This window comes from Mycobacterium sp. 1274761.0, assembly GCF_001668615.1.
GTDB lineage: Bacteria > Actinomycetota > Actinomycetes > Mycobacteriales > Mycobacteriaceae > Mycobacterium.
On the sequence record NZ_LZMC01000057.1, the window covers coordinates 67,828 to 90,163 of the forward strand.

The 22,336-nt window shown below is 65.4% G+C and carries 24 protein-coding genes; 12 read left to right on the forward strand and 12 right to left on the reverse strand.

What is annotated here, in order from left to right:
- Window positions 1-52: 52 nt before the first annotated feature.
- Window positions 53-595: a gamma carbonic anhydrase family protein gene (locus tag A5651_RS10905; RefSeq protein ID WP_066979617.1), complete on the forward strand. Its 543-nt coding sequence runs from the start codon at window positions 53-55 to the stop codon at window positions 593-595.
- Here A5651_RS10905 and A5651_RS10910 read toward each other — a convergent pair.
- The 5 genes from A5651_RS10910 to A5651_RS10930 are packed head-to-tail and all read right to left on the reverse strand — an operon-like array spanning window position 592 to window position 5,116.
- Complete coding sequence (locus tag A5651_RS10910) at window positions 592-996, reverse strand: nuclear transport factor 2 family protein (protein WP_066979622.1); 405 nt, start codon at window positions 994-996, stop codon at window positions 592-594. The two genes, A5651_RS10905 and A5651_RS10910, sit on opposite strands and share 4 nt — an antisense overlap.
- Window positions 993-1,871: a TIGR03619 family F420-dependent LLM class oxidoreductase gene (locus A5651_RS10915; RefSeq protein ID WP_066979959.1), complete on the reverse strand. Its 879-nt coding sequence runs from the start codon at window positions 1,869-1,871 to the stop codon at window positions 993-995. Before A5651_RS10915 ends, A5651_RS10910 begins: the two co-directional genes overlap by 4 nt.
- Window positions 1,871-3,049 carry a thiolase domain-containing protein gene (locus A5651_RS10920; RefSeq protein ID WP_066979625.1) on the reverse strand — a complete coding sequence of 393 codons (1,179 nt, stop codon included), beginning with the start codon at window positions 3,047-3,049 and terminating at the stop codon, window positions 1,871-1,873. Before A5651_RS10920 ends, A5651_RS10915 begins: the two co-directional genes overlap by 1 nt.
- Window positions 3,046-4,107, reverse strand: coding sequence for a thiolase domain-containing protein (locus A5651_RS10925; protein ID WP_066979627.1), 1,062 nt, complete (start codon window positions 4,105-4,107; stop codon window positions 3,046-3,048). Before A5651_RS10925 ends, A5651_RS10920 begins: the two co-directional genes overlap by 4 nt.
- Before the next feature lie 13 nt (window positions 4,108-4,120).
- The gene (locus A5651_RS10930; RefSeq protein WP_231988651.1) at window positions 4,121-5,116 is read right to left on the reverse strand and encodes a Zn-ribbon domain-containing OB-fold protein; all 996 of its coding nucleotides are present in this window, start codon (window positions 5,114-5,116) and stop codon (window positions 4,121-4,123) included.
- An 84-nt stretch (window positions 5,117-5,200) separates the two neighbouring features.
- Here A5651_RS10930 and A5651_RS10935 point away from each other — a divergent pair, with 84 nt between their 5' ends.
- Entirely contained in the window at window positions 5,201-6,232 is a 1,032-nt protein-coding gene (locus A5651_RS10935) for an LLM class F420-dependent oxidoreductase (RefSeq protein ID WP_066979630.1), read from the forward strand.
- Window positions 6,233-6,275: 43 nt separating this feature from the next.
- Window positions 6,276-6,989, forward strand: a complete 714-nt coding sequence (locus tag A5651_RS10940) for an acetoacetate decarboxylase family protein (protein ID WP_066979633.1) — start codon at window positions 6,276-6,278, stop codon at window positions 6,987-6,989.
- Window positions 6,990-7,002: 13 nt separating this feature from the next.
- On the opposite strand, the gene A5651_RS10945 is transcribed toward A5651_RS10940, so the two are convergent.
- Complete coding sequence (locus A5651_RS10945) at window positions 7,003-7,512, reverse strand: DUF3558 domain-containing protein (protein WP_066979636.1); 510 nt, start codon at window positions 7,510-7,512, stop codon at window positions 7,003-7,005.
- Between the two features lie 61 nt (window positions 7,513-7,573).
- Between A5651_RS10945 and A5651_RS10950 the strand changes: the two genes are divergently transcribed.
- Window positions 7,574-8,770: a cytochrome P450 gene (locus A5651_RS10950; RefSeq protein WP_066979638.1), complete on the forward strand. Its 1,197-nt coding sequence runs from the start codon at window positions 7,574-7,576 to the stop codon at window positions 8,768-8,770.
- A 77-nt stretch (window positions 8,771-8,847) separates the two neighbouring features.
- On the opposite strand, the gene A5651_RS10955 is transcribed toward A5651_RS10950, so the two are convergent.
- Entirely contained in the window at window positions 8,848-9,501 is a 654-nt protein-coding gene (locus A5651_RS10955; RefSeq protein ID WP_066979641.1) for a nitroreductase, read from the reverse strand.
- Window positions 9,502-9,660: 159 nt separating this feature from the next.
- Window positions 9,661-10,470, reverse strand: coding sequence for a crotonase/enoyl-CoA hydratase family protein (locus A5651_RS10960; protein WP_066979644.1), 810 nt, complete (start codon window positions 10,468-10,470; stop codon window positions 9,661-9,663).
- A gap of 71 nt (window positions 10,471-10,541) precedes the next feature.
- Here A5651_RS10960 and A5651_RS10965 point away from each other — a divergent pair, with 71 nt between their 5' ends.
- The 4 genes from A5651_RS10965 (at window position 10,542) to A5651_RS10980 (ending at window position 14,642) form a co-directional block, all read left to right on the forward strand.
- Window positions 10,542-12,194 (forward strand): acyl-CoA synthetase, encoded by a 1,653-nt coding sequence (locus tag A5651_RS10965; RefSeq protein ID WP_066979647.1) that lies wholly within the window; start codon window positions 10,542-10,544, stop codon window positions 12,192-12,194.
- Complete coding sequence (locus A5651_RS10970; RefSeq protein WP_066979650.1) at window positions 12,194-13,315, forward strand: nitronate monooxygenase family protein; 1,122 nt, start codon at window positions 12,194-12,196, stop codon at window positions 13,313-13,315. Before A5651_RS10965 ends, A5651_RS10970 begins: the two co-directional genes overlap by 1 nt.
- A 68-nt stretch (window positions 13,316-13,383) precedes the next feature.
- Window positions 13,384-14,145, forward strand: coding sequence for a MerR family transcriptional regulator (locus A5651_RS10975; RefSeq protein ID WP_066979965.1), 762 nt, complete (start codon window positions 13,384-13,386; stop codon window positions 14,143-14,145).
- A gap of 104 nt (window positions 14,146-14,249) precedes the next feature.
- Complete coding sequence (locus A5651_RS10980; RefSeq protein ID WP_066979652.1) at window positions 14,250-14,642, forward strand: VOC family protein; 393 nt, start codon at window positions 14,250-14,252, stop codon at window positions 14,640-14,642.
- On the opposite strand, the gene A5651_RS10985 is transcribed toward A5651_RS10980, so the two are convergent.
- Genes A5651_RS10985 through A5651_RS11000 form a run of 4 tightly spaced genes read right to left on the reverse strand, consistent with a single transcriptional unit; the run spans window position 14,582 to window position 19,125 of the window.
- On the reverse strand, window positions 14,582-15,307 hold the full coding sequence (locus A5651_RS10985) for an AraC family transcriptional regulator (RefSeq protein WP_066979655.1): 726 nt from the start codon (window positions 15,305-15,307) through the stop codon (window positions 14,582-14,584). The two genes, A5651_RS10980 and A5651_RS10985, sit on opposite strands and share 61 nt — an antisense overlap.
- 10 nt (window positions 15,308-15,317) lie before the next feature.
- The gene (gene fadD17 / locus A5651_RS10990) at window positions 15,318-16,838 is read right to left on the reverse strand and encodes a long-chain-fatty-acid--CoA ligase FadD17 (protein WP_066979658.1); all 1,521 of its coding nucleotides are present in this window, start codon (window positions 16,836-16,838) and stop codon (window positions 15,318-15,320) included.
- The gene (locus tag A5651_RS10995; protein ID WP_066979661.1) at window positions 16,835-17,932 is read right to left on the reverse strand and encodes an acyl-CoA dehydrogenase family protein; all 1,098 of its coding nucleotides are present in this window, start codon (window positions 17,930-17,932) and stop codon (window positions 16,835-16,837) included. Before A5651_RS10995 ends, fadD17 begins: the two co-directional genes overlap by 4 nt.
- 11 nt (window positions 17,933-17,943) lie before the next feature.
- The gene (locus A5651_RS11000; protein ID WP_066979663.1) at window positions 17,944-19,125 is read right to left on the reverse strand and encodes an acyl-CoA dehydrogenase family protein; all 1,182 of its coding nucleotides are present in this window, start codon (window positions 19,123-19,125) and stop codon (window positions 17,944-17,946) included.
- A 200-nt stretch (window positions 19,126-19,325) separates the two neighbouring features.
- Between A5651_RS11000 and A5651_RS11005 the strand changes: the two genes are divergently transcribed.
- The 4 genes from A5651_RS11005 (at window position 19,326) to A5651_RS11020 (ending at window position 22,335) form a co-directional block, all read left to right on the forward strand.
- Window positions 19,326-19,517: a ferredoxin gene (locus A5651_RS11005; protein ID WP_066979665.1), complete on the forward strand. Its 192-nt coding sequence runs from the start codon at window positions 19,326-19,328 to the stop codon at window positions 19,515-19,517.
- Window positions 19,518-19,530: 13 nt separating this feature from the next.
- Complete coding sequence (locus A5651_RS11010) at window positions 19,531-20,463, forward strand: 3-oxoacyl-ACP reductase (protein ID WP_066979668.1); 933 nt, start codon at window positions 19,531-19,533, stop codon at window positions 20,461-20,463.
- A gap of 265 nt (window positions 20,464-20,728) precedes the next feature.
- Window positions 20,729-21,496, forward strand: coding sequence for an ABC transporter permease (locus A5651_RS11015; protein ID WP_066979670.1), 768 nt, complete (start codon window positions 20,729-20,731; stop codon window positions 21,494-21,496).
- Window positions 21,493-22,335: an ABC transporter permease gene (locus tag A5651_RS11020; protein ID WP_066979673.1), complete on the forward strand. Its 843-nt coding sequence runs from the start codon at window positions 21,493-21,495 to the stop codon at window positions 22,333-22,335. Before A5651_RS11015 ends, A5651_RS11020 begins: the two co-directional genes overlap by 4 nt.
- Window position 22,336 lies beyond the last annotated feature (1 nt).

The window sequence follows — 22,336 nt, forward strand, 5'->3', positions numbered from 1 at the left end:
TCCCGTTGCCTGCGCAACATAAGCGCCATCTACCTGCGGTATATCTAGACGAATGCCGCTGTTCACGTTTGAGGGACGATCGCCGCGGGTCGTTCCCGGTGCCTTCATCGCCCCCACCGCCACCCTCATCGGTGACGTCCATGTCGAAGCGGGCGCGTCGGTGTGGTTCAACGCGGTACTCCGCGCCGACTTCGCCCCCATCATCGTCCGCGAGGGCGCCAACGTACAGGACTGCAGCGTGCTGCACGCTCCCCCAGGCATTCCGGTCGACGTCGGTCCCGGCGCAACCGTCGCCCACAGCTGCGTGATCCACGGCGTCCACATCGGCTCCGAGGCCGTCATCGCCAACCACTCCACGGTGCTCGACGGCGCGGTGATCGGCGCACGCAGCCTCATCGCCGCGCACTCTTTGGTGGTCGGCGGCACGAAGATCCCCGACGAAGTAGTCGCCGCCGGTGCGCCCGCGAAGATCCGGGGCCCGGTCGCGGGCACCGGCGCACAAATGTGGATAGACACCAATCCCGGCGCCTATCAGGACCTGGCGCGGCGCTACGCCGCCGGGTTGCGTGAGATCACCGAACCGGGAACGCCCTAGAGCTTGCGAGCGCTCTTGGTGGCGGCGTCAAGTTCCCAGTAGGCCCGCAGAGCGGTGATCTTGCCTTCGTCGTTCACCCGGTAGGTGAACACGCCTTCGGCGACGACCTCATATCCGGCCGAACGGATCACGATGTTGCCGACGTTGGCTTCCTCGTTGCCGCACTGATAGGTCTTCTCGAAGTTGAACGTCAGCTCGCTCGGTGCGATCGCCATGTCGTAGAACTTCGCGATCGCGTCTTTGCCCTTGTGTCCCTTGCCTTCCGGATCGAAGTGCGACGGGCCGATGGGGTCTTCGACGATGGCGTCGTCGGCGAACACCGCCAACCAGGCTTCCTTGTCGCGGGCCGCCGCCGCCTCGCGGGAGCGCTTGCCGGCCAGGTGAACCGGCGACTCACTCACTGCTGCCACCCCGAGTGGATGTAGGTGTCGGCGAATCGCTTCATCGAGTCGATCTTCTTGTCCAATGGCGCGTCGAAGGGCAAACCATCGAACACCCAGGGAATCCCGATGTAGTCGGTGACACCGACCTCGGCCAAGTCGCGGTGGCCGTCGACACCGAACCTGTCGATGCAGACGGCCTGGTACTCGAAGGGGTCATCGGCGCGGCCCGCCTCGGCCAGCATTCTCTTGAGCTTCGAGATGGTCTCGGCCAGTTGGTCGCACGTCATCATCGCACTCGTCCAGCCATCGCCGATACGCACCGCACGCTTGAGTGCAACATCGGTGTGGCCGCCGACATAGAACGGCACCGGCTCCGAGGGCGCCGGGCTCATCTGCAAGCGATCGAAATCGTAGAACTCGCCGTGGTGTTCGACCATGCCGCCGGCCAGTACCAGCTTGATGACATCGATCATCTCATCGACGCGCTTGCCCCGCTTGGCGAAGGGAACTCCGCACCACTCGAATTCCTCGGGTGCCCAACCGATACCGACACCAAAGCCGAAGCGGTTGTTCGTCAGGTTCGCCACCGAACCGACCTGACGGGCCAACAGCAGCGGGTGGCGCGAGCCGAGCTTCATTACGTTGGTGTAGAACCGCAGCTTTGAGGTCACCGCTCCCAACGCGCCCGCAAGGATCAACGGATCGACCCACGGCGAGTTCTCGTCGAACATCCGCTTGCCGTCTGCGGTGTAGGGATAGTCGACGGACTGCTTCTCGAAATAGAAGATCGAATCCGGCAGCGCGATATTGTCGAAGCCGAGTTCCTCGGCCGCCTTGGCGATCTCGATCAGCTGGTCCAGCGGGCTGAACGCGATGCTGACCGTGTACTGCATCATTCGGCTTCCGGCTTGTCAGAACCGACGACCCACATCGAGTAGTACTGCGCCCCGCCGCCGTAGGCGTGGCCCAACGCCTTACGCGCGCCCTGGACCTGGTGTGCACCGGCCTTGCCCATCACCTGAATTGCCGACTCGGCGAAGCGGATCATTCCCGAGGCCCCAATGGGATTGCTGCTCAGCACGCCTCCGGACGGATTGAACGGTATCCGGCCTCCGATCGCGGTTTCACCCGCCTCGGTGAGCTTCCAGCCCTCGCCCTCGGGCGCGAAGCCGAGGCTCTCGAGCCACATCGGCTCGTACCAGGAGAACGGCACATAGACCTCCCCCACGTCGATCTCGTCGATGGGGCTCTTAATTCCCGCCGCCTTCCACAGCGCGGCGGCCGCATCCCGGCTGGCTTGTGGATTGACCTGGTCGCGTCCGGCGTACGCCAGGGGTTCCGTGCGCAACGCTGTGGCGTGCACCCACGCGACGGGTTCGCCCGCGGCGACGCGGGCGTCGGCGCTCTCCTCGTCGCCGATCACCATCGCGGCCGCACCGTCTGAGGAGGGGCAGGTCTCGTCGTAGCGGATGGGGTCCCACAGCATCGGTGACTCCATCACCTTCTCGACGGTGATGTCCGGCTGATGCAGGTGCGCCAGCGGGTTCTTTGCGCCGTTGTGCCGGTCCTTGACCGCCACCATCGCCCCGATGTGCGTCGGTGCGCCGGAGCGGCGGATGTACGCGCGCACGTGGGGCGCGAAGTAGCCGCCGGCGCCCGCGCCCACCGGTTTGGTGAACGGTACCGGAATGCTCAACGCCCACATGGCATTCGACTCGGACTGCTTCTCCCACGCCATCGTCAGCACGCGTCTGTACTTGCCCGACTGCACCAGGCTGGCGGCCACGATCGCGGTGGACCCGCCCACCGAACCGGCTGTGTGCACGCGGATCAGCGGCTTGCCCGTCGCGCCGACGGCGTCGGCCATGAACAGCTCGGGCATCATCACGCCCTCGAAGAAGTCGGGCGCCTTACCGACGACGACGGCGTCGATGTCGTCGAACGTTGACCCCGAATCCGCGAGCGCCTTATCGATGGCCTCGCGCACCAGGCCGTTCATCGAGACGTCCTTGCGCTTGGCGACGTACTTTGTCTGCCCCGTACCGAGAACTGCGGCCAGCCTCTTGCTCACTTCGCCTCCATCACTGCGACGAGATTCTGTTGCAGCGCAGGGCCGCTGGTGGCATGGGCCAACACGCGGCTCGCCGAGCCGTCGAAGATGTGCTGGGCGGCGAAGCCGATTCGCTCGAGCCCGGCCGAGAACATCGGATTAGCCGCCAGCACCCCACCCGACGGGTTGACCTTCGTCGAGGACGGCAGGCCGATCGCCTCGGTCAGGATCAGGTGCTGATGGGTGAACGGGGCGTAAATCTCGGCGACCTCGATCGACCCAGGGTCACCGTCGGTGGCTACCCTGGCCGACGCCTCCGTCGACGGTGAGGTGGTCAGATCGCGAGCGCCGAGCACGGGTGTTTCGATGCGGTGCTCGATGCCGGCGATCCACGCAGGGTTCTCCCGCAGCTCGCGAGCTTTGTCGCCGGCGGCCAGGACGATCGCCGCAGCGCCGTCGGTGATCGGCGCAATGTCATGGCGCCGCAACGGTTCTGCGAAGTATGGCCGCGCGAGCAGCTCATCTACGCTTTTCGCCGGCTTTTCGGAGTCGGTGCGCTGCGCGACCGCGAACGAGTCCAGCGCGACCTGGGCCATCTGTTCGGCGGTCCACTTGCCCGCATCGAGGCCGAAGCGCGCCTGCAGTCCGGCCATCGACACCGAATCGGGCCACAGCGGTGCGACGGTGTACGGGTCGGTCTGCAACGCGAGCACCCGTCGCAGCGTGCCCGCCGACGATTTGCCAAAGCCGTACACCAACGCGGTCTCGACCTCGCCGGTCAGGATCTTGATGTAGGCCTCGTAGAGCGCCCACGCGGCGTCCATCTCGACATGTGACTCGTTGATCGGCGGCACCGCCCCAATCGAGTCGATGGCTGAAATGAACGAGAAGGCGCGTCCGGCAAGGTAATCCGACGAACCGGAGCACCAGAAGCCGATGTCGGTCTTCTGCAGGCCGAGTTCCTCGTAGAGCCGGCGGAAGCACGGCATCAGCATTTCCACACCGTTGGTGGTGCCGTCTGTGCGGCGCACATGCGGCGCATGGGCGAAACCGACGACGGCTACATCGCGAGAAGTCATGTGGCGGTTCCCTTTAGAGGTGGTGCTTGTAGGTGTCGTAGTCGGCGTCGGGTTCGCCGGTGGGTTTGAAGTACTCGATGTTGTCGATGCCCAGACCCCATTCCTCACGGGGCTTCCACACCGCCTGCACCCGAAGCCCCATCCGCACGTCGGCGACGTCGATCTCTTGGATCAGATGCAGGAATGGGATGTCGGCGCCGTCGAGCAGCACATAGGCCGCGACATACGGCGGCTTGATGCGCTGGCCCGCGAACGGGATGTTGATGATCGCGAACGTCGTCACGGTGCCCGCGTCCGGCAGCTCGACAAAGGTGTCCAGCTCGAGACCGGTCGCCGGATCGGCCTCCTTCGGCGGGAAGTAGACCTTTCCGGTTTCACCGGTGCGGGCACCCAGCAGCTTGCCGTCCTCGAGCCCTCGCAGGAAGACGCTTTCCGGAAGCGATGCGGTGTGCTGGATTTCGATGCTGCTGGGTGACACCTGGATGGTGACCGGTTCACGGTCATCGGTGTCGGAGGGCTCCACAGATTCTTCGGTGTCGCCGAGCACGAAGTAGGCGATGTCGGTGATCGCACCGACCGGCTCGTCGACCCAGTGCGCGCGCACCCTCGCGCCGGTGCTGATCGCGTCGGGCGAATCCGCGGCCACGGCATGCAACAGCGAGGTGTCGGCACCGTCGAGCCGGATCAGCGCCCACGCGAACGGCTTGTTCAGGGGCTGACCCTCCAAGGGCTCTGACTGCCACGTCCACGACACCACGGTGCCGACGCTGGCCACCGGCACCACCTCGGTCAACGGCGCGTAGGTCACCGGGTCATACTCAGCGGGCGGTACGAGCACCCGTCCGTCGGAACCGCGGACACCGAGGATGCGCCGTCCCCGCAGCGCGGTGAAGAACTGGGACAGGAGTGGTCCGACTGAACGGGTGTAGTCGAATGACAGCTTCAGCGGTGCCGAAAGGGGCTTCTGATGCGCGTCGATCTGCACCGGGCTGCTTTGGCTGGTGGTCACAGCATCGAGTAGAACAGGTTCTAAGAATGGTTTCAACCATGGGTCGGAAGGCGGGCTAATGAACGCACGGGCGGGGTGGTGGGAATGAAGCTCGGTTTGCAGCTGGGATATTGGGGCGCGCAGCCGCCCGAGAACGCGCCCGAACTGGTCGCCGCGGCCGAGGACGCCGGCTTCGACACCGTCTTCACGGCCGAGGCGTGGGGGTCGGACGCCTACACTCCGCTGGCGTGGTGGGGCCGCGAGACCAAGCGGATGCGGCTTGGCACGTCGGTGATCCAGCTGTCGGCCAGGACCCCGACCGCCTGCGCAATGGCCGCTCTGACGCTCGATCATCTTTCGGGCGGACGGCACATCCTCGGCCTCGGGGTGTCGGGACCGCAGGTCGTCGAGGGCTGGTATGGCCAGAAGTTCCCGAAGCCGCTGGCCCGCACCCGCGAGTACATTGACATCCTGCGACAGGTCTGGGCGCGCGAGGCTCCGGTGCGCAGCGACGGACCGCACTACCCGTTGCCGCTGACCGGAGAAGCCACCACCGGTCTGGGCAAGCCGCTGAAGCCCATCACACATCCGCTGCGCGCGGACATCCCGATCATGCTCGGAGCGGAAGGTCCCAAGAATGTTGCGCTGGCCGCCGAGATCTGCGACGGCTGGCTGCCGATCTTCTATTCGCCGCGGATCGCCGGCATGTACAACGAGTGGCTCGACGAGGGCTTCGCCCGCCCCGGCGCCCGCCGCAGCAGGGAGACGTTCGAGATCTGCGCAACCGCGCAGGTGGTCGTCACCGACGATCGCCCAGCCGTCATGGAGCTGATGAAGCCGCACCTCGCGCTGTACATGGGCGGAATGGGCGCCGAGGACACCAACTTTCACGCCGACGTCTACCGCCGGATGGGTTATGCCGAGGTGGTCGACGACGTCACGAAGCTGTTCCGATCCGACCGGAAGGACGAGGCGGCCAAGATCATTCCCGACGAGCTTGTCGACGACTCGGCGATCGTGGGGGATCTGAACTACGTCCAGGAACAGATGAAGGCGTGGGAGGCTGCGGGCGTCACCATGATGGTGGTCGGCGCCCGGTCGCCGGAACAGATCCGCGACCTTGCCGGATTGCTGTAGACAGTTCTTGCTACTTGTCTAGAACGCGTTCTAGATTGGCGCGATGAGTGGTTCGCAACACACCATCGCCGGCCAGGTCGTCACCATGCCTGTGGAGATCCGCAAGGCCGTCCAGCACATGGCGATGTTCTCCGTCGACGCCGACGCCGCCCAGGACCTGATCGATTACAGCGGGCTGACTGTGTGCCGCTATCGGCCCGGGCGCACGATCGCGATCCTGATGCTGATGCACTACGTCGACGGCGACCTCGGCCAGTACTACGAATTCGGCACCAACGTGATGGTCAACTCGCCGGGATCGTCAGCGACCGGGCTGCGGGCGCTGCAGTCTGCCGGGGCGTTCATTCATCATCTCCCGGTCGATCAGGAGTTCACCCTGGAAGCCGGAACAAAGATCTGGGGCTATCCGAAAGTCATGGCGGACTTCACGATCCGCGACGGCCGTCAGTTCGGCTTCGACCTCACCATCGACGGTCAGTTCGTGCTCGGAATGGAGTTCCGACGCGGGCTGCCGATCCGGTTGACGCCGCGCACACAAGCGCAGCGCAGCTATTCCCACCGCGACGGTGTGACCCGCGAAACCGCGTTCGAGATGTCGACCAGCGGGGTGCGCAACCGACCGGGCGGAGTGAGCATGCGGCTCGGTGATCATCCGTACGCCAAAGAGCTGGCATCCCTTGGCCTGCCGAGAGCGGCGATGCTGTCGAGTTCGGTGGACAACGTGCAAATGACGTTCGGCGACGCGACCGCCGTCTGAGAAGCCGATGCGGTCACTGCGGCAGCTGCGGCTCGATCTTTCGGGCCAGATCGACGGCTGCGTTGTCGGCGTCGGGGCCCATCAGCGCCAGCACCGCGACCTGCACTGTGTTCGCGCGACCGCCCGCCGGGAACTCGACCATGCCGCTGGCGAGGTAGCGCATCCCGTCGGGACCTGGCGTGCCGACGTCACCCAGGCCGGGGTCCGGCGGGGCGAGCGTGCCGTTTGCGGCGGTGCCGGGTTTACCGATCTCCAGCGTCACCGACTCGTAGGTCTCGCGGTTCTCCCACGTACAGGCGGGGGCGTCGGGGCTTCCTCCTATCGCCCTGCCCTCGACCGGTTTACCGAGCAGCTTGGCAATGTCGTCGGCGCTGACCAGCTTGCACGCGTCGATGGCCGATCCTGCCGCGGGCGGCGTACTCGGCTGCGACGAGGCCGGCTGCGGCTTGTCGCCGCCGCAGCCGCCGAGCGCGAGTCCCGTTGCGAGCGCGACGAATGCGAATGTGGTCCTGCTGACGGTCATGCGGGATCACGGTAATGCAGAGACGTCGTCTAGATTTCGTTAACAATCGATGGAGGCAGGCATGACCCTCACCAGACCAGACGTCGATCTGACCGACGGTGGTTTCTACGCCGGCGACTCGCACCCCGTCTACAAATGGATGCGCGACAACGAACCGGTGTTCCGCGACCGAAACGGCCTCGCGGCCGCCGCCACCTACGCCGCCGTCATCGAGGCCGAGCGCCACCCCGAGCTGTTCTCCAACGCGGGCGGCATCCGGCCTGACCAGCCGGGCGTCGAGATGATGATCGAGATGGACGACCCGCAGCATCTCCTGCGACGCAAGCTCGTCAACTCCGGCTTCACCCGCAAGCGGGTGAAAGACCTTGAGGGATCGATCATTTCACTCTGCGACACCCTGATCGACGCGGTGTGCGAACGCGGCGAGTGCGACTTCGTCTGGGACATCGCGGCACCGCTTCCGATGGCGGTCATCGGCGACATGCTCGGCGTGCGTCCCGCCGAGCGCGAGATGTTCCTGCGGTGGTCCGATGATCTGGTCAGTTTTTTGAGCAGCACAGCCGATCCCGAGCAGTTCCAGGTCACGATGGACGCATTTGCGGCATACAGCGAGTACATGACGGGCATGATCGCCGAACGCAAGGCCGAACCGACCGACGATCTCGTCAGCGTCCTTGTGCATGCCGAGGTTGAAGGCTCCAAACTCGAGGATCACCAGATCGTCACCGAGGTGCTGCTGCTGTTGATCGGCGGCGACGAGACTACCCGTCACACGTTGTCCGGAGGGACCCGGCAGTTGCTGCGTCACCCCGACCAGCATGAGCGGCTGATCAAGGATTTGGACCTGCTGCCCAACGCAATCGAAGAGATGCTGCGCTGGACCGCGCCGGTGAAGAACATGGCCCGCACCCTGACCGCCGACACCGACTTCCACGGCACGCAGTTGCGGCAGGGCGAGAAGATGATCCTGCTGTTCGAGTCGGCGAACTTCGACGAGAAGGTGTTCGACAAGCCCGAGACCTTCGACATCACCCGCTATCCCAACAACCACCTGGCGTTCGGCTTCGGCACGCATTTCTGCCTCGGCAACCAGCTGGCGCGCCTGGAGATCTCGCTCATGCAGGAGCGACTGTTGAAGCGGCTGCCCGACATGCGGTTGGCCTCTGATGCCGAATTACCGCTTCGCCCGGCCAATTTCGTCAGCGGCCTCGAGCAGATGCCGGTGGTCTTCACACCCACCAAGCCGCTGAACGTCTAACGTCTTTGCGCGAGCGTGCGTGTCTGCACACGACATGCCGCCGAATTTCGGCGGTTTGGGCACGCTCGTCGGCGCGGTTAGTGGTCGAGAAACACCACGTTGTTCTCGACCGGGTTGCGCGGCACCCGCAGCGAGTTGGCCGCGAACGTCGGGTCTGGGTAGCCGATCGCCAGCCCGCACAGGATCCGCATCTCCTCGTCGATGTTCAGTTGTTCTCGCACGACATCGGGATAGCCGGCGATTGACACCTGTACGCAGGTGCCCAGGCCGCGGGCCGTCAATGCCAGCACCAGGGTCTGCAGGAACATGCCGACACCCATCGCATCGACGTAGTCGAGATCGTGGTGCATGCAGACGATCCCCGCCAGCGGAGCCCGGAAGAACTCCCAGTTGCGTAACACCGCGATGCGCCGGGCCTCAGCGTCATGCCGCGCGACTCCCATCGATCCATAGACCAGCGCACCCAGGTCGCGTCGCATGGGTGCGAAGGACTCGGGCAAGACCGGCACGCTCGGAGACTCGACCGCTGCCACCTCGAGCAGTGCCTCAACGAGACGGTCTCGTGCCGGCCCTGAGGCGAGCACGACGTGCCAGGGCTGGATGTTCGAGTTCGACGGGGCGTGCATCGCGAGGTCCAGCGCCTCGTGAACTAACTCCATGGGGACGGGTTTGTCGCGGAGGAACAACCGGGACGATCGGCGTTCGGTGATCGCGTTTTCCAAGTCATACATCGTCGATCCTTCCGACCAACTAACAGTCGAAACGATTTCAATGCGCGTTTAATTCCTCTTGCCCGCTGAGCGCTGCGCGAGAGTGCGCAAACAGCCGAAATCCGGCGGCGTGTCGTGTGCAGACACGCACGCTCGCGAAGAGAAGGGGGCTTACTTCCATTACTTCATCTGGAAGTTGGGGGCGCGCTTCTCCTTGAAAGCCCGCGGGCCTTCCTTGGCGTCGTCGGAGAGGAACACCTCGATACCGATCTTCGTGTCGATCTTGAACGCCTCGTTCTCGTGCAAGCCCTCGGTTTCGCGGATCGACCGCAGGATGGCCTGCACCGCCAGGGGGCCGTTGTTGTTGATCACTTCGGCGATCTCCAGGGCCTTGTCGAGCGCGCTGCCGTCGGGCACCACGTAGCCGATCAGACCGTATTCCAGCGCCTCGGCGGCGGTGATGTGTCGACCGGTCAGCAGCAGGTCGCAGGCGATGGTGTAGGGGATCTGGCGGACGAGTCGGACCGCCGAGCCGCCCATCGGGTACAGGCTCCACTTCGCCTCGGAAATACCGAACTTCGCGCTCTCGCCGGCGATGCGGATGTCGGTGCCCTGCAGGATCTCCGTGCCACCGGCAATGGCCGGCCCCTCGACGGCGGCGATCAGTGGCTTGGTCAGCCGCCGGCCCTTGAGCAGAGCGTCGATGCGCGACGGGTCGTAACTGCCGTCTTTGAACGAGTCGCCCGGCGGCTTGGCGGTCGCGGCCTTGAGGTCCATGCCGGCGCAGAAGTAGCCGCCGGCGCCGGTCAGGACGCAGCTGCGGATCTCCGGATCGTTGTCGACCCGGTCCCAGGCCTCGACCATGATAGAGAGCATCTCGGTGGACAGCGCGTTGCGCGCTTCTGGCCGGTTCAGCGTCAGGATGAGGGTGTGTCCGCGCTGCTCAATGAGGGCGTCGGGGCCTTTTGTCGACTTATCTTCGTCGCTCACGAACTAGTCCGCCTTCCTTGGTCGGAGCCACAGACTTGTCTCGAAATGTAACACGTTCTAGTTTAGGTCTCGTGGCCCTGAACATTGCCGATCTCGCCGAGCACGCCATCGACGCTGTGCCAGACCGTGTCGCCCTGATCTCCGGCGACGAGCAGTTGACCTACGCCCAGCTGGAAGAGAAGGCCAACAGGTTGGCCCACTATCTGATCGAGCAGGGCGTCAAGAAGGACGACAAGGTCGGACTGTACTGCCGCAACCGCATCGAGATCGTGATCGCGATGCTGGGCATTGTCAAAGCCGGCGCCATCCTGGTCAACGTCAACTTCCGCTACGTCGAGGGCGAGCTGAAGTACCTGTTCGAGAACTCCGACATGGTCGCGCTGGTGCACGAGCGACGGTACGCCGACCGCGTCGCCAACGTGCTGCCCGAGACGCCTGCCGTCAAGACCATCCTGGTGGTCGAGGACGGCAGCGACGACGACTACCAGCGCTACGGCGGGATCGAGTTCTATGCTGCGCTCGAAAACAGCTCGCCGGAGCGAAATTTCGGGCCGCGCAGCGCCGATGACATCTACCTGCTGTACACCGGCGGCACCACGGGCTTCCCGAAGGGCGTGATGTGGCGCCACGAGGACATCTACCGGGTGTTGTTCGGCGGCACCGACTTTGCGACGGGTGAGCCGATCGCCGACGAGTACGACTTGGCCAAGGGCGCCGTCTCGAACGCGCCGATGATCCGCTATCCGATCCCGCCGATGATCCACGGCGCGACGCAGTCGGCGACCTGGATGTCGCTATTCGCGGGCCAGACGACCGTGCTGGCACCGGAATTCGACGCCGACGAGGTATGGCAGACGATCGAGAAGCACAAGGTCAACCTGTTGTTCTTCACCGGCGACGCGATGGCGCGCCCGCTTCTCGACGCGTTGACCAAGCTGCACGACGCGGGCCAGGAGCCCGACCTGTCGAGCTTGTTCCTGCTTGCCAGCACCGCCGCGCTGTTCTCGACCAGCATCAAGGAGAAGTTCCTCGAGTTGCTGCCCGACCGCATCATCACCGACTCGATCGGCTCTTCGGAGACGGGCTTCGGCGGCACCAGCGTCGTCGCCAAGGGGCAGTCGCACACCGGCGGTCCCCGGGTGACGATCGACAAGACCACGGTCGTGCTCGACGAGAACGGCGACGAGATCAAGCCGGGTTCGGGCGTGCGGGGCGTCATCGCCAAGAAGGGGCACATCCCCGTTGGCTACTACAAGGACGAGAAGAAGACCGCCGAAACGTTCCGCACGTACAACGGTGTGCGGTACGCGATTCCGGGTGACTACGCCGAGGTCGAGGCCGACGGCACCGTCACGATGCTGGGCCGAGGATCGCAATCGATCAACAGTGGCGGCGAGAAGATCTATCCCGAAGAGGTCGAGGCGGCCCTGAAGGGGCACGAGGATGTCTTCGACGCGTTGGTGGTCGGGGTCCCCGACGAGCGCTACGGCCAGTGCGTGGCCGCCGTCGTGCACCGCCGTCCCGGCACCAACCCGACCCTGGCCGAGCTCGACGCGTTCGTCCGTCAGGAGATCGCGGGATACAAAGTGCCGCGGAAGGTTTGGTGGGTCGACGAGATTCATCGCACGCCCGCAGGCAAGCCCGACTACCGGTGGGCCAAAGACATCACCGAGGAGCGGCCCGCCGACGATGCGCACGCCAACCACGTGGGGACGGCATCCTGATGCGCACGCAACTGTGCGACCGCTTCGGTATCGACTATCCGATCTTTGTCTTCACGCCGTCGGAGAAGGTGGCCGCGGCGGTCAGCAAGGCCGGTGGCTTGGGCGTGCTGGGCTGTGTGCGGTTCAACGATCCTGACCAACTCGACGCCGTCCTGAATTGGATGGACGAGAACACCGACGGAAAGCCCTACGGCGTCGACGTCGTCATGCCCGCGAAGATCCCGACCGAGGGCACCGCCGCCGACATCGACAAGCTGATCCCGCAGGCGCATCGCGACTTCGTCGACAAGACCCTCGCCGAGCTTGGCGTCCCGCCGCTGCCGGAGGATGGCGAACGCTCTGCGGGCGTGCTCGGCTGGCTGCATTCGGTGGCCCGGTCACACGTCGAGGTGGCGCTGAAGCACCCGATCAAGCTGATAGCCAACGCCCTCGGTTCTCCGCCGAAGGACGTCATCGATCAGGTGCACCAGGCCGGTGTCCCGGTCGCCGCGCTCGCCGGCAGTCCCAAACACGCGCAGCGCCACGTCGACAACGGCGTCGATATCGTGGTCGCCCAGGGCCATGAGGCAGGCGGGCACACCGGCGAGATCGGTTCGATGGTGCTGTGGCCCGAAATCGTTGACGCCCTTGATGGTCGGGCTCCGGTGCTCGCCGCGGGCGGCGTCGGCACAGGGCGTCAGGTCGCTGCGGCGCTTGCACTGGGCGCCTCTGGCGTGTGGATGGGGTCGGCGTTTCTCACCTCGGCCGAATACGACCTCGGGCATCGGCAGCCGAGCGGCAGGTCGACCATTCAGGAGGCGTTGTTGGCCGCGACGTCGGCCGACACCGTGCGTCGCCGTATCTACACCGGCAAGCCGGCGCGGCTGCTCAAGAGCCGGTGGACCGACGCGTGGGACGCGCCCGATGCGCCGGATCCGCTCCCGATGCCGCTGCAGAACATCTTGGTCAGCGAGGCGCATCAGCGGATGAACGAATCGACCGACCCGTCCACCGTGGCGATGCCGGTGGGACAGATCGTCGGCCGGATGAACGAGATCCGGCCGGTAGCCGACATCATTGCCGAGTTGGTTGCGGGTTTCGACGAGGCGACAACTCGGCTCGACGCCATCCGTCAGCGCTGACCGCGAAGGGGCTTGACCCTCACGCGACGTGAGGCATCACTCTGGTAGACGTGACGCAGGATGTGCCGGTGGACGAACTCACCGTGGGCGAAGTCGCGATGCGGTTCGGCATCACGGTCCGCACACTTCACCACTATGACGAGATCGGCTTGCTGACCCCGACCCGGCGGGCGGCTTCGGGGTATCGGGTTTACACGACCGCTGATCTGACGCGGTTATCGCAGATCATCGTGTACCGCCGGCTCGAGCTGTCTCTTGACGAGATCGCGAGCCTGCTGTCGGAGGGTGATGAGGTCAGTCACCTGCTTCGCCAGCGCGAACGCGTCATCGCCCGGCTCGATCAGATGAAGGACCTCGTCGAGGCAATAGATCAGGCATTGGAGAGAGCAGTGACGAACACCCCCATGACAGACGACGACATGCGCGAGCTCTTCGGCGACGGCTTCGACGACTACCAGGCGGAAGCCGAACAGAAGTTCGGCGAGACCGCGGAGTGGCAGGAATCGCAGCGCCGCACGAAGTCCTACAGCAAGGCCGAATGGGTCGAGCTGAAAGCCGAAGGGGAAGCCGTTGAGCGGAGGCTGGCCGACGCGTTTCGCGCTGGGCTCCCGCCCGACTCCGACGAGGCGATGGATGCTGCCGAGCAGCACCGGCTACACGTGAATCGCTGGTTCTACGACTGTCCGCCGGCCATGCACCGCAGGCTGGGCGATATGTACGTCAGCGACCCGAAGTACGTCGCCAACTACGACGAGTCATTCGGGCTGCCGGGACTTGCGGAGTACTGCCGTGCCGCCATCCACGCGAACGCGGACCGCGCTGGCAGCTGAGAGGCCCCAGTCTCAGAACGAGATGGTGTTCTGGGAGTCGTGACGCACGCAACGTGTCCGATTTGTTCACGACGCAGCGAGCTCGCCGGCTTAACGTGCGGGCTATGGACATTCGCGTGACGTCAACTGTCGTCGAGATCGCCACCAAGGATCTGCAGCGGGCCCTGGAATTCTACCGGCTGCTGGGACTCGACGTTCCCGAGCCCGATGGCCCGCATGTGGAAGTCGGCCTTCCCGGCGGCAATCGGTTGGCGTTCGATGACGAGGACGTCATCGCGGGCATGCATCCCGGCTGGACTCCGCCGACGCAGCAGGGCCGGGTGGCGTTGGCCTTCGAGGTGACTGCACCGTCGGAGGTCGACGCGTTATTCGCGAAGGTCACCGGTGCCGGTCATCCCGGACCGCTTGAGCCGTTCGATGCGCCGTGGGGCCAGCGCTACGCGACCGTCACCGATCCCGACGGCACGTCGGTCGATCTGTTCTGTCCGCTGTCGTGACGCAGAGAGGTCAATGACATGCCGGTGAGGTCGCGTACCTCGCGGTGCAGGTGCGGCTGATCGGAATAACCCGCAGCGGCGGCCGCATCGGCAGGCGAACATCCCTTGTCCAAGAGCGCAATTGCCCGACGGAATCGCAGGATGCGTCGCAGCGTGGCCGGTCCGTAGCCGAACACCGCGCGGCACTGGCGCTGTAGCGTACGGTTCGACCAGCCGATCTGGCGCGCAACCTCGGCGACGGTGGCACCGTCTGCGAGATTGCCCGCGATCCAGCTCAGCTGGGGCAGTGACCACGGCGCCGTCTCCCTCGTCGGCTCCTCCGCGGCCAAGGCGCTCGCCAGCTCGACCAACGAGCTGTCTCGTCGGCATGTGACACCCAGCTCCGTCAGTGGGACGCGCGCGTTGCGCAGCTCTGCCGCGGGGACGCCGAGTAGGCGGGGAAGCACACCCGGCCGAAACCGCAAGCCCGCGAACGTCTCCCGTCCGCGAGGGCTCAGGAAGGCCGTGGTGTCCGGGCCGGCGACGACCACCGCGCCCGACATCCTGATGAGATCCATGCACCCGTCGGGCAGCACGCGGACCGGCTGCGGCGGACCGTCAACGACCCATGCGCACTCCACGAGAGCGCGCAGGTGTGGTGGCGGTGGGAAATCGCGGTAGCCCACCGTGCCGACGTTACCGCCGAATCGGCCAAACTCTGTCAGCGCAGTCGGTGCCCTGGGCCGCCAGCTGGCGTTTGATGATCTTGAAGGACTCGGTCCTTGGCAGCTCGGTGGCGATGCGGACGAACGCGGGCCACTGTTTGCGTCCGAGGTCCGGCTGGTCGGCCAGGAATTCACGGAAGCCGTCGACGTCGAATTCGGCGCCATCGGCGAGCAGTAGCGCCGCCATCACTTGATCACCGACATCGGGGGCCGGTATGCCGTACACCGCGGCCTCGATCACGTCGGGATGACGCAGGAGCACGCGTTCGATTGGCGCGGCACCGAGGTTCTCACCGTCGACGCGCATCCAGTCACCCAGTCGCCCAGCGAAATACACGTAGCCGTTCTCGTCGCGGTAGCCGAGGTCGCCGCTGTGGTACATGCCGCCACGCATGCGTTCGGCATCGGCATCCGGATCGTTGTAGTAGCCCTCGAACCGGCCGGGACCCGTCGTGTTGACGATCTCACCGGTAACGCCGGGAGGACACGGCTCACCGGTCTCCACGTCGATGATGTCGGTTCCTTCGGGCAGCGGCCCGAGGGCGCCGGGCGGGGTGTCCGGTGTGCGCCCGATCGCGACTCCGCCTTCAGTGGAACCGAACCCGTCGACGACGACAGTGTTGAACCGGCGGGCGAACCGTTCGACGTCGGCGGGCGCACCCTCGTTGCCGTACACCGCCTTCAGCGGGTTGTCTCCGTCGTCGGGCCGTTCCGGCGTCGCCAGCACGTACGACAGCGGCTTGCCGACGTAGTTGGCGTAGGTGGCACCGTAGCGCCTCACGTCGGGCAGGAACTGCGATGCGGAGAACCTGCGCCGCAACACCATCGACCCCCGGCAGGCCAGCGACACCGCCCAGCCGACCAGCACCGCGTTCGAGTGGAACAGCGGCATGGACACATAGCAGATGTCGTCGGGGCCAAGCCCGAACCGTTCGGACATCGTCACGCCGGCGATCGCCACCTTGCCGTGACTGCAGATCACCGCCTTGGGATCGCCGCTCGTGCCTGAGGTGTAGATCAGCATGAACGTGTCGGCGGGGTCGGCTTTGCGCGCGGTGACCGGTGCGCCGCGATGCGTCGAGACTTCCTCCGCCCATGCCGGGGAGTCGACGTCGACGTGGTCGATGTCACCGACGACCGCCGCCGACGCCGAATCGGCAAGCACCACTTGGCAATCCGCATGGCAGATGTCGCGTTCCAGCGCCGCGCCGCGCCGGATCGGGTTGAGCCCGACCGGCACGATGCCCGTCAGTGCCGCCGCGACGAGCAGCGACGAGAAGAACGGCGTGTTCTGCAGCAGGACGCCGACGTGGGGCGGTTTGTCAGAGTCCATTCGTGCCCGCAGCGCGGCGGCCACCGCGGCGCCTTGCTGGATGTGCTCGCGCCACGGGGTGAACGACTCCTCGAAGAACACTCCGCGGTCGTCCACCTCGATCAGCGGAGAGACAAGCGATGTGACGGTCGGGAGCTCGCTCCCTGCGGTGGGGTTCAAGCCGGTGTGTCAGCCAGCTCCCGGCCGATGCGCAGGAGCTGACCGGTGGCGCCGCCGACGGCGAACTCCGTTTGCTTGGCCGCGAGGAAATACCGGTGCACGGGATGGTCGGTGTCTATACCGACGCCACCGTGCACGTGCACCGTGGTGTGCGCGACGCGGTGTCCCGCGTCGGCCGCCCAGAAGGCCGCGGTGTGCACGTCGATCTCGGCCGGAAGATCCTCCGACAACCGCCAGGCCGCCTGGGTCACGGTCAACCGCAAACCCTTGATGTCGATGTAGCCGTCGGCCAACCGTGACGAGACCGCCTGGAAACTGCCGATCGGGCGGTCGAACTGTTCGCGTTCCCGCGCATATTCTGCGGTGAGCTCCAACGCCCGCTCGAGAACGCCGAGCTGAAATGCGCTGCGGCCCAACGTGGCGTGGGTCGTCAGCCATGAGACGACGTCGCCGCCCCCGACGATGCGGTCGGCTCCCAACTCCACACCCTGCAACTCGAGGTGCCCGACGCTGCCGTGGCCCGTGGTGTCCAGCGAGGTGACCGTAACGCCGGCGTCGTCGTTGGAAACTACGAAGACCTTGGTGCCGGAATCGGTTTCGGCGGGCACCAGGAACGCGTCGGCGACCGGCCCGTAGGCGACCTGAGTCCTGGTGCCGGTGAGTCGGTAATTCGATCCAGACGACTGAGCCTGCACCGGTCCCTCACCCATGTCGCCGTCCAGCGCCACGGTGACAATCTTGTCGCCGTTGATCGCGGGCACTGCCCACGCCTGCTGCAGCTCCTGCGGTGCGAACTTCGCCAGTGCGCCTGCGGCCAGCACGGCCGACTCGAGATAGGGCACCGCGGCCATCTGCCGGCCCAGTGCGACGAGCACCGCGACCTGCTCGAGCACGCCGAAACCGCCGCCGCCCAACGACTCCGGGGCGGTGGTGGACAACACGTCCGCATCCTTGAGCTTGGCCCACAGGGCGGCGTCGAAGCGTTCATCGAGTCCGTCCAGCTCCCGCTGGCGCTCAGGGGTGCACACCGAGTCGACGATGGTGCGCGTCAGACCGCCGAGATCTTCGGCGGCTTCGGTCGTCGTGAAGTCCATGTGAGGGGTCCTTACCGGTTCACTCGGGGCAGGCCGAGCGCGACCATGCCGATGATGTCGCGCTGAATCTCGTTGGTGCCGCCGCCGAAGGTCAGGATGAGGCACGACCGGTGCATCCGCTCGATCCGCCCGCGCAGCTGGGCGCCGGGGGAGTTCGTACGTACCGTGGCGGCGGTACCGAGCACCTCCATCAGCAGCCGGTAGGCCTCGGTGGCCAGCTCGGTGCCGAACACCTTGGCGGCCGACGCATCGGCCGGAGACGGCGCCGCGTCCTCCGTCGAGGCCAGTTCCCAGTTGATCAGCTTGAGCACCTCGGCCTTGGCGTGCACACGGGCGAGGTTGAGCTGCACCCATTCCGAGTCGATCAGCCGGTTGCCGTGAATGTCCTTTGTGTTCTGCGCCCACTCGCGAACCTGGTTGAGCGCCACGAAGATCGGCTGGGCAGACACCAGCGCGACCCGCTCGTGGTTGAGCTGGTTGGTGACCAGCTTCCAGCCGGCGTTTTCCTCGCCGACCAGATTGGTGGTAGGCACCCGGACGTCCTGATAGTAGGTGGCGCTGGTGTCCACGCCGGCCATCGTGTGCACGGGCGTCCACGAGAACCCTTCGGCCGTGGTGGGCACGATGAGCATCGAGATGCCGCGATGCTTCTTGGCCTCCGGGTTGGTGCGCACCGCCAGCCAGACGTAGTCGGCGTAGGCGATCAGGCTGGTCCACATCTTCTGACCATTGATGACGTAATCGTCGCCGTCGCGGACCGCGGTGGTACGCAACGACGCCAGGTCGGTTCCCGCGCCGGGCTCGGAGTAGCCGATGGAGAAGTGCAACTCGCCGGCCGCGATCTTGGGCAGGAAGAACTTCTTCTGTTCTTCGGTACCGAAATGCATGATCGTCGGCGCGACGCTGTTGATCGTCAGGAACGGCACGGGCACATTGGCGATCGCGGCCTCGTCGTTGAAGATCAGGCTGTCCATCGGCGTGCGTTCCTGGCCGCCGTACTCCGTGGGCCAGTTCAGCGTCAGCCAGCCGTCCTTACCCATTTGCGCGACGGTCTCGCGGTACACGTTGCCGCGGCCCATCTCGCCGTCGTTCGACGCGAGCGCCTCGGCGCGTTCGGGCGTCATGAGCTTGGTGAAGTAGGCACGCAGTTCGCGGCGCAACTCCTCTTGCTCGGGGGTATAGCCGATCCGCATCGCCTCGTCCTTTCCGCTCCTCGCGTGCGCGCGGCCTTCACGTCGCCACCTGCGAGAAGCAGACCCAATCTGCCACCCCGGTTGTAACACGTTCTAGTCTTGGGGTCCAGCGACGGTTTGGGTCGGTAGCGCCTTGGCCTGGTCGTATTGTGGGTCCTGCCAGGAACCGGCCTGTCGGAGCTGACTGCAAGGAGGTTGTCGTGCGAGTTGAAGTTGACCGCGATCGGTGTGAAGGTAACGCCGTCTGCGTGGGAATCGCGCCTGACCTATTCGATCTCGACGACGAGGATTACGCGGTGGTGAAGCAGGATCCGGTGGCTCCTGACCAGGAGGACCTGGCCGAGCAGTCGATCGCCGAATGCCCGCGCGCCGCGTTACTTCGCAAGGACTAGAGGTATTCATTAAGTGAGCGCACAACGAGACGACCTGACCGATCTGTCCGGCCGCGTGGCGGTCGTTACCGGGGCGGCCGCGGGCTTGGGCCGCGCCGAGGCCATCGGCTTGGCTCGGTCGGGTGCCACCGTCGTGGTCAACGACATGGCCGCCGCATTGGACTCCTCGGACGTGTTGGACGAGATCGCGGCTGCCGGCTCCAAGGGGGTGGCGGTCGAAGGTGACATCAGTGCGCGCAGCACCGCCGACGAACTCGTCGCCACCGCTGACGGTCTCGGCGGCCTCGACATCGTCGTCAACAACGCGGGCATCACCCGGGACAAGATGCTGTTCAACATGTCCGACGAGGACTGGGATGCCGTGATCGCCGTGCACCTGCGGGGGCACTTCTTGTTGACGCGCAACGCGGCCGCCTACTGGCGGGCCAAGGCCAAGGAGGGCGGTGACAACCAAAAGGGGCAGGTCTACGGCCGGATCATCAACACCTCGTCGGAGGCGGGCCTGACCGGTCCCGTCGGCCAGGCCAACTACGGCGCCGCCAAGGCCGGAATCATTCAGCTCACGCTGACCGCCGCGCGAGCGCTGGAGCGCTACGGCGTGCGGGCCAACGCGATTGCTCCGCGGGCACGCACGGCTATGACCGCCGACGTGTTCGGCGATACGCCGGAGCTCGGTGACGGACAAGTCGACAGCCTCTCGCCCGAGCATGTGGTGTCGCTGGTCCGCTTTCTTGCCTCGCCGGCATCGGACCGCGTCAGCGGACAGGTCTTCATCGTCTACGGACCGTCGGTTACGCTGCTGGCGGCCCCGACGGTCGAGCAGAAATTCACCGCAGACGGGGACGCGTGGGTGCCGTCGGAGCTGAGCGCAACGCTGCGCGATTACTTTGCTGACCGTGAACTCGAGCGAGGATTTTCTGCCACCCACCTGATGGGAAATTCCTAAGGATCCCTTGAAGCCCGGGTAACTTGCGCTACTAGAACACGTTCCAGAATGACCTGGGTCACACCCGCGCTGACCTGGACATAAGCATCGATATTGTCTCAATTCGGGCGCTTTGACACTGCGAACTTGTTCTAGTTAGTATGATCCGGCTCACTCAAATTTACGTGCGCTGCAGGGGTGGAAAAGTTGCCGAGGCAAGCGGATTCGAAGGCTTCGCCATGGTGAAGGAACTCATGAAACCCCTGCTCCGAGAACGGAGCCGAGGTTGATCGAACAGCTTGCGGTCCCGGCGCGGGCCGTGGGCGGTTTCGTCGAGATGTCGATCGACACCTTCGTCAAGATCTTCCGCCGGCCGTTCCAGTTCCGCGAGTTCCTCGAGCAGACGTGGATGATCGCGCGGGTCTCGTTGGTGCCGACACTGCTCGTCGCGATTCCGTTCACGGTCCTGGTCGCCTTCACGTTGAACATCCTCTTGCGGGAGATCGGTGCGGCCGATCTATCCGGTGCGGGCACGGCGTTCGGCACCATCACCCAGCTTGGCCCGGTCGTGACGGTGCTCGTGGTGGCGGGCGCGGGTGCCACCGCGATCTGCGCCGACCTCGGTGCCCGCACCATCCGCGAAGAGATCGACGCGATGCGGGTGCTCGGTATCGATCCGATCCAGCGGCTCGTCGTCCCCCGCGTGTTGGCCTCGACCGTCGTGGCCCTGCTGCTCAACGGCTTGGTCTGCGCGATCGGCCTGTCCGGCGGCTACGTCTTCTCTGTCTTCCTTCAAGGCGTCAACCCCGGCGCGTTTATCAACGGCCTGACCGTCCTCACGGGGTTGGGCGAACTGGTGCTCGCGGAGGTGAAGGCTTTGCTGTTCGGCGTCGTCGCCGGCCTGGTCGGGTGCTATCGCGGTCTGACCGTGCAGGGCGGCCCGAAGGGCGTGGGGACGGCGGTCAACGAAACCGTGGTCTACGCATTCATCTGCCTGTTCGTGATCAATGTGATCATGACGGCGGTGGGGGTAAGGGTGTTGACGCGCCAATGAGCTACGACTTGACATTCCGACTGCGACGCGCCTTCCGCGGCGTGCCGAAAGCCGTCGACACCGTCGGTGAGCAGGCGCTGTTTTACGGCGAGACGATCCGATACGTACCCAACGCGATCACGCGCTACCGCAAGGAGACCATTCGCAACATCGCGGAGATGACCATGGGCAGCGGCGCCCTGGTGATGATCGGTGGCACGGTCGGCGTCGCAGCCTTTTTGACCCTGGCCTCCGGCGGCGTGATCGCGGTGCAGGGTTACTCGTCGCTGGGCGATATCGGCATCGAGGCGCTCACCGGGTTCCTGTCGGCGTTCCTCAACGTGCGCATCGTCGCGCCGGTCATCGCGGGGATCGCGCTTGCCGCGACGATCGGGGCGGGTACGACGGCGCAGCTGGGCGCCATGCGAGTCGCCGAGGAGATCGATGCGGTCGAATCAATGGCCGTGCATTCGGTGTCGTACCTCGTCTCGACGCGGCTGATGGCGGGGCTGGTGGCGATCATCCCGCTGTACTCGCTATCGGTGCTCGCCGCGTTCTTCGCCGCCAGGTTCACCACCGTCTTCATCAACAGCCAGTCGGCCGGGCTCTATGACCACTACTTCAATACGTTCCTGGTGCCGACCGATTTGTTGTGGTCGTTCCTGCAGGCCATCGCGATGGCGATCGCGGTGATGTTGGTGCACACCTATTACGGTTACAACGCCTCCGGCGGCCCTGTGGGCGTCGGCATCGCCGTCGGTCAGGCCGTGCGTACGTCGCTGATCGTGGTCGTCACGATCACCCTGTTCATCTCGCTCGCAGTCTACGGCGCGTCCGGTAACTTCAACCTTTCCGGATAGG

Coding starts and splice junctions, on each gene's coding strand:
- A5651_RS10905 (WP_066979617.1), top strand. CDS start 53: ATGCCGCTGTTCACGTTTGAGGGACGATCGCCGCGGGTCGTTCCCGGT.
- A5651_RS10915 (WP_066979959.1), bottom strand. CDS start 1,871: ATGCAGTACACGGTCAGCATCGCGTTCAGCCCGCTGGACCAGCTGATC.
- A5651_RS10925 (WP_066979627.1), bottom strand. CDS start 4,107: ATGACTTCTCGCGATGTAGCCGTCGTCGGTTTCGCCCATGCGCCGCAT.
- A5651_RS10935 (WP_066979630.1), top strand. CDS start 5,201: ATGAAGCTCGGTTTGCAGCTGGGATATTGGGGCGCGCAGCCGCCCGAG.
- A5651_RS10940 (WP_066979633.1), top strand. CDS start 6,276: ATGAGTGGTTCGCAACACACCATCGCCGGCCAGGTCGTCACCATGCCT.
- A5651_RS10945 (WP_066979636.1), bottom strand. CDS start 7,512: ATGACCGTCAGCAGGACCACATTCGCATTCGTCGCGCTCGCAACGGGA.
- A5651_RS10950 (WP_066979638.1), top strand. CDS start 7,574: ATGACCCTCACCAGACCAGACGTCGATCTGACCGACGGTGGTTTCTAC.
- A5651_RS10955 (WP_066979641.1), bottom strand. CDS start 9,501: ATGTATGACTTGGAAAACGCGATCACCGAACGCCGATCGTCCCGGTTG.
- A5651_RS10970 (WP_066979650.1), top strand. CDS start 12,194: ATGCGCACGCAACTGTGCGACCGCTTCGGTATCGACTATCCGATCTTT.
- A5651_RS10980 (WP_066979652.1), top strand. CDS start 14,250: ATGGACATTCGCGTGACGTCAACTGTCGTCGAGATCGCCACCAAGGAT.
- A5651_RS10995 (WP_066979661.1), bottom strand. CDS start 17,932: ATGGACTTCACGACGACCGAAGCCGCCGAAGATCTCGGCGGTCTGACG.
- A5651_RS11000 (WP_066979663.1), bottom strand. CDS start 19,125: ATGCGGATCGGCTATACCCCCGAGCAAGAGGAGTTGCGCCGCGAACTG.
- A5651_RS11020 (WP_066979673.1), top strand. CDS start 21,493: ATGAGCTACGACTTGACATTCCGACTGCGACGCGCCTTCCGCGGCGTG.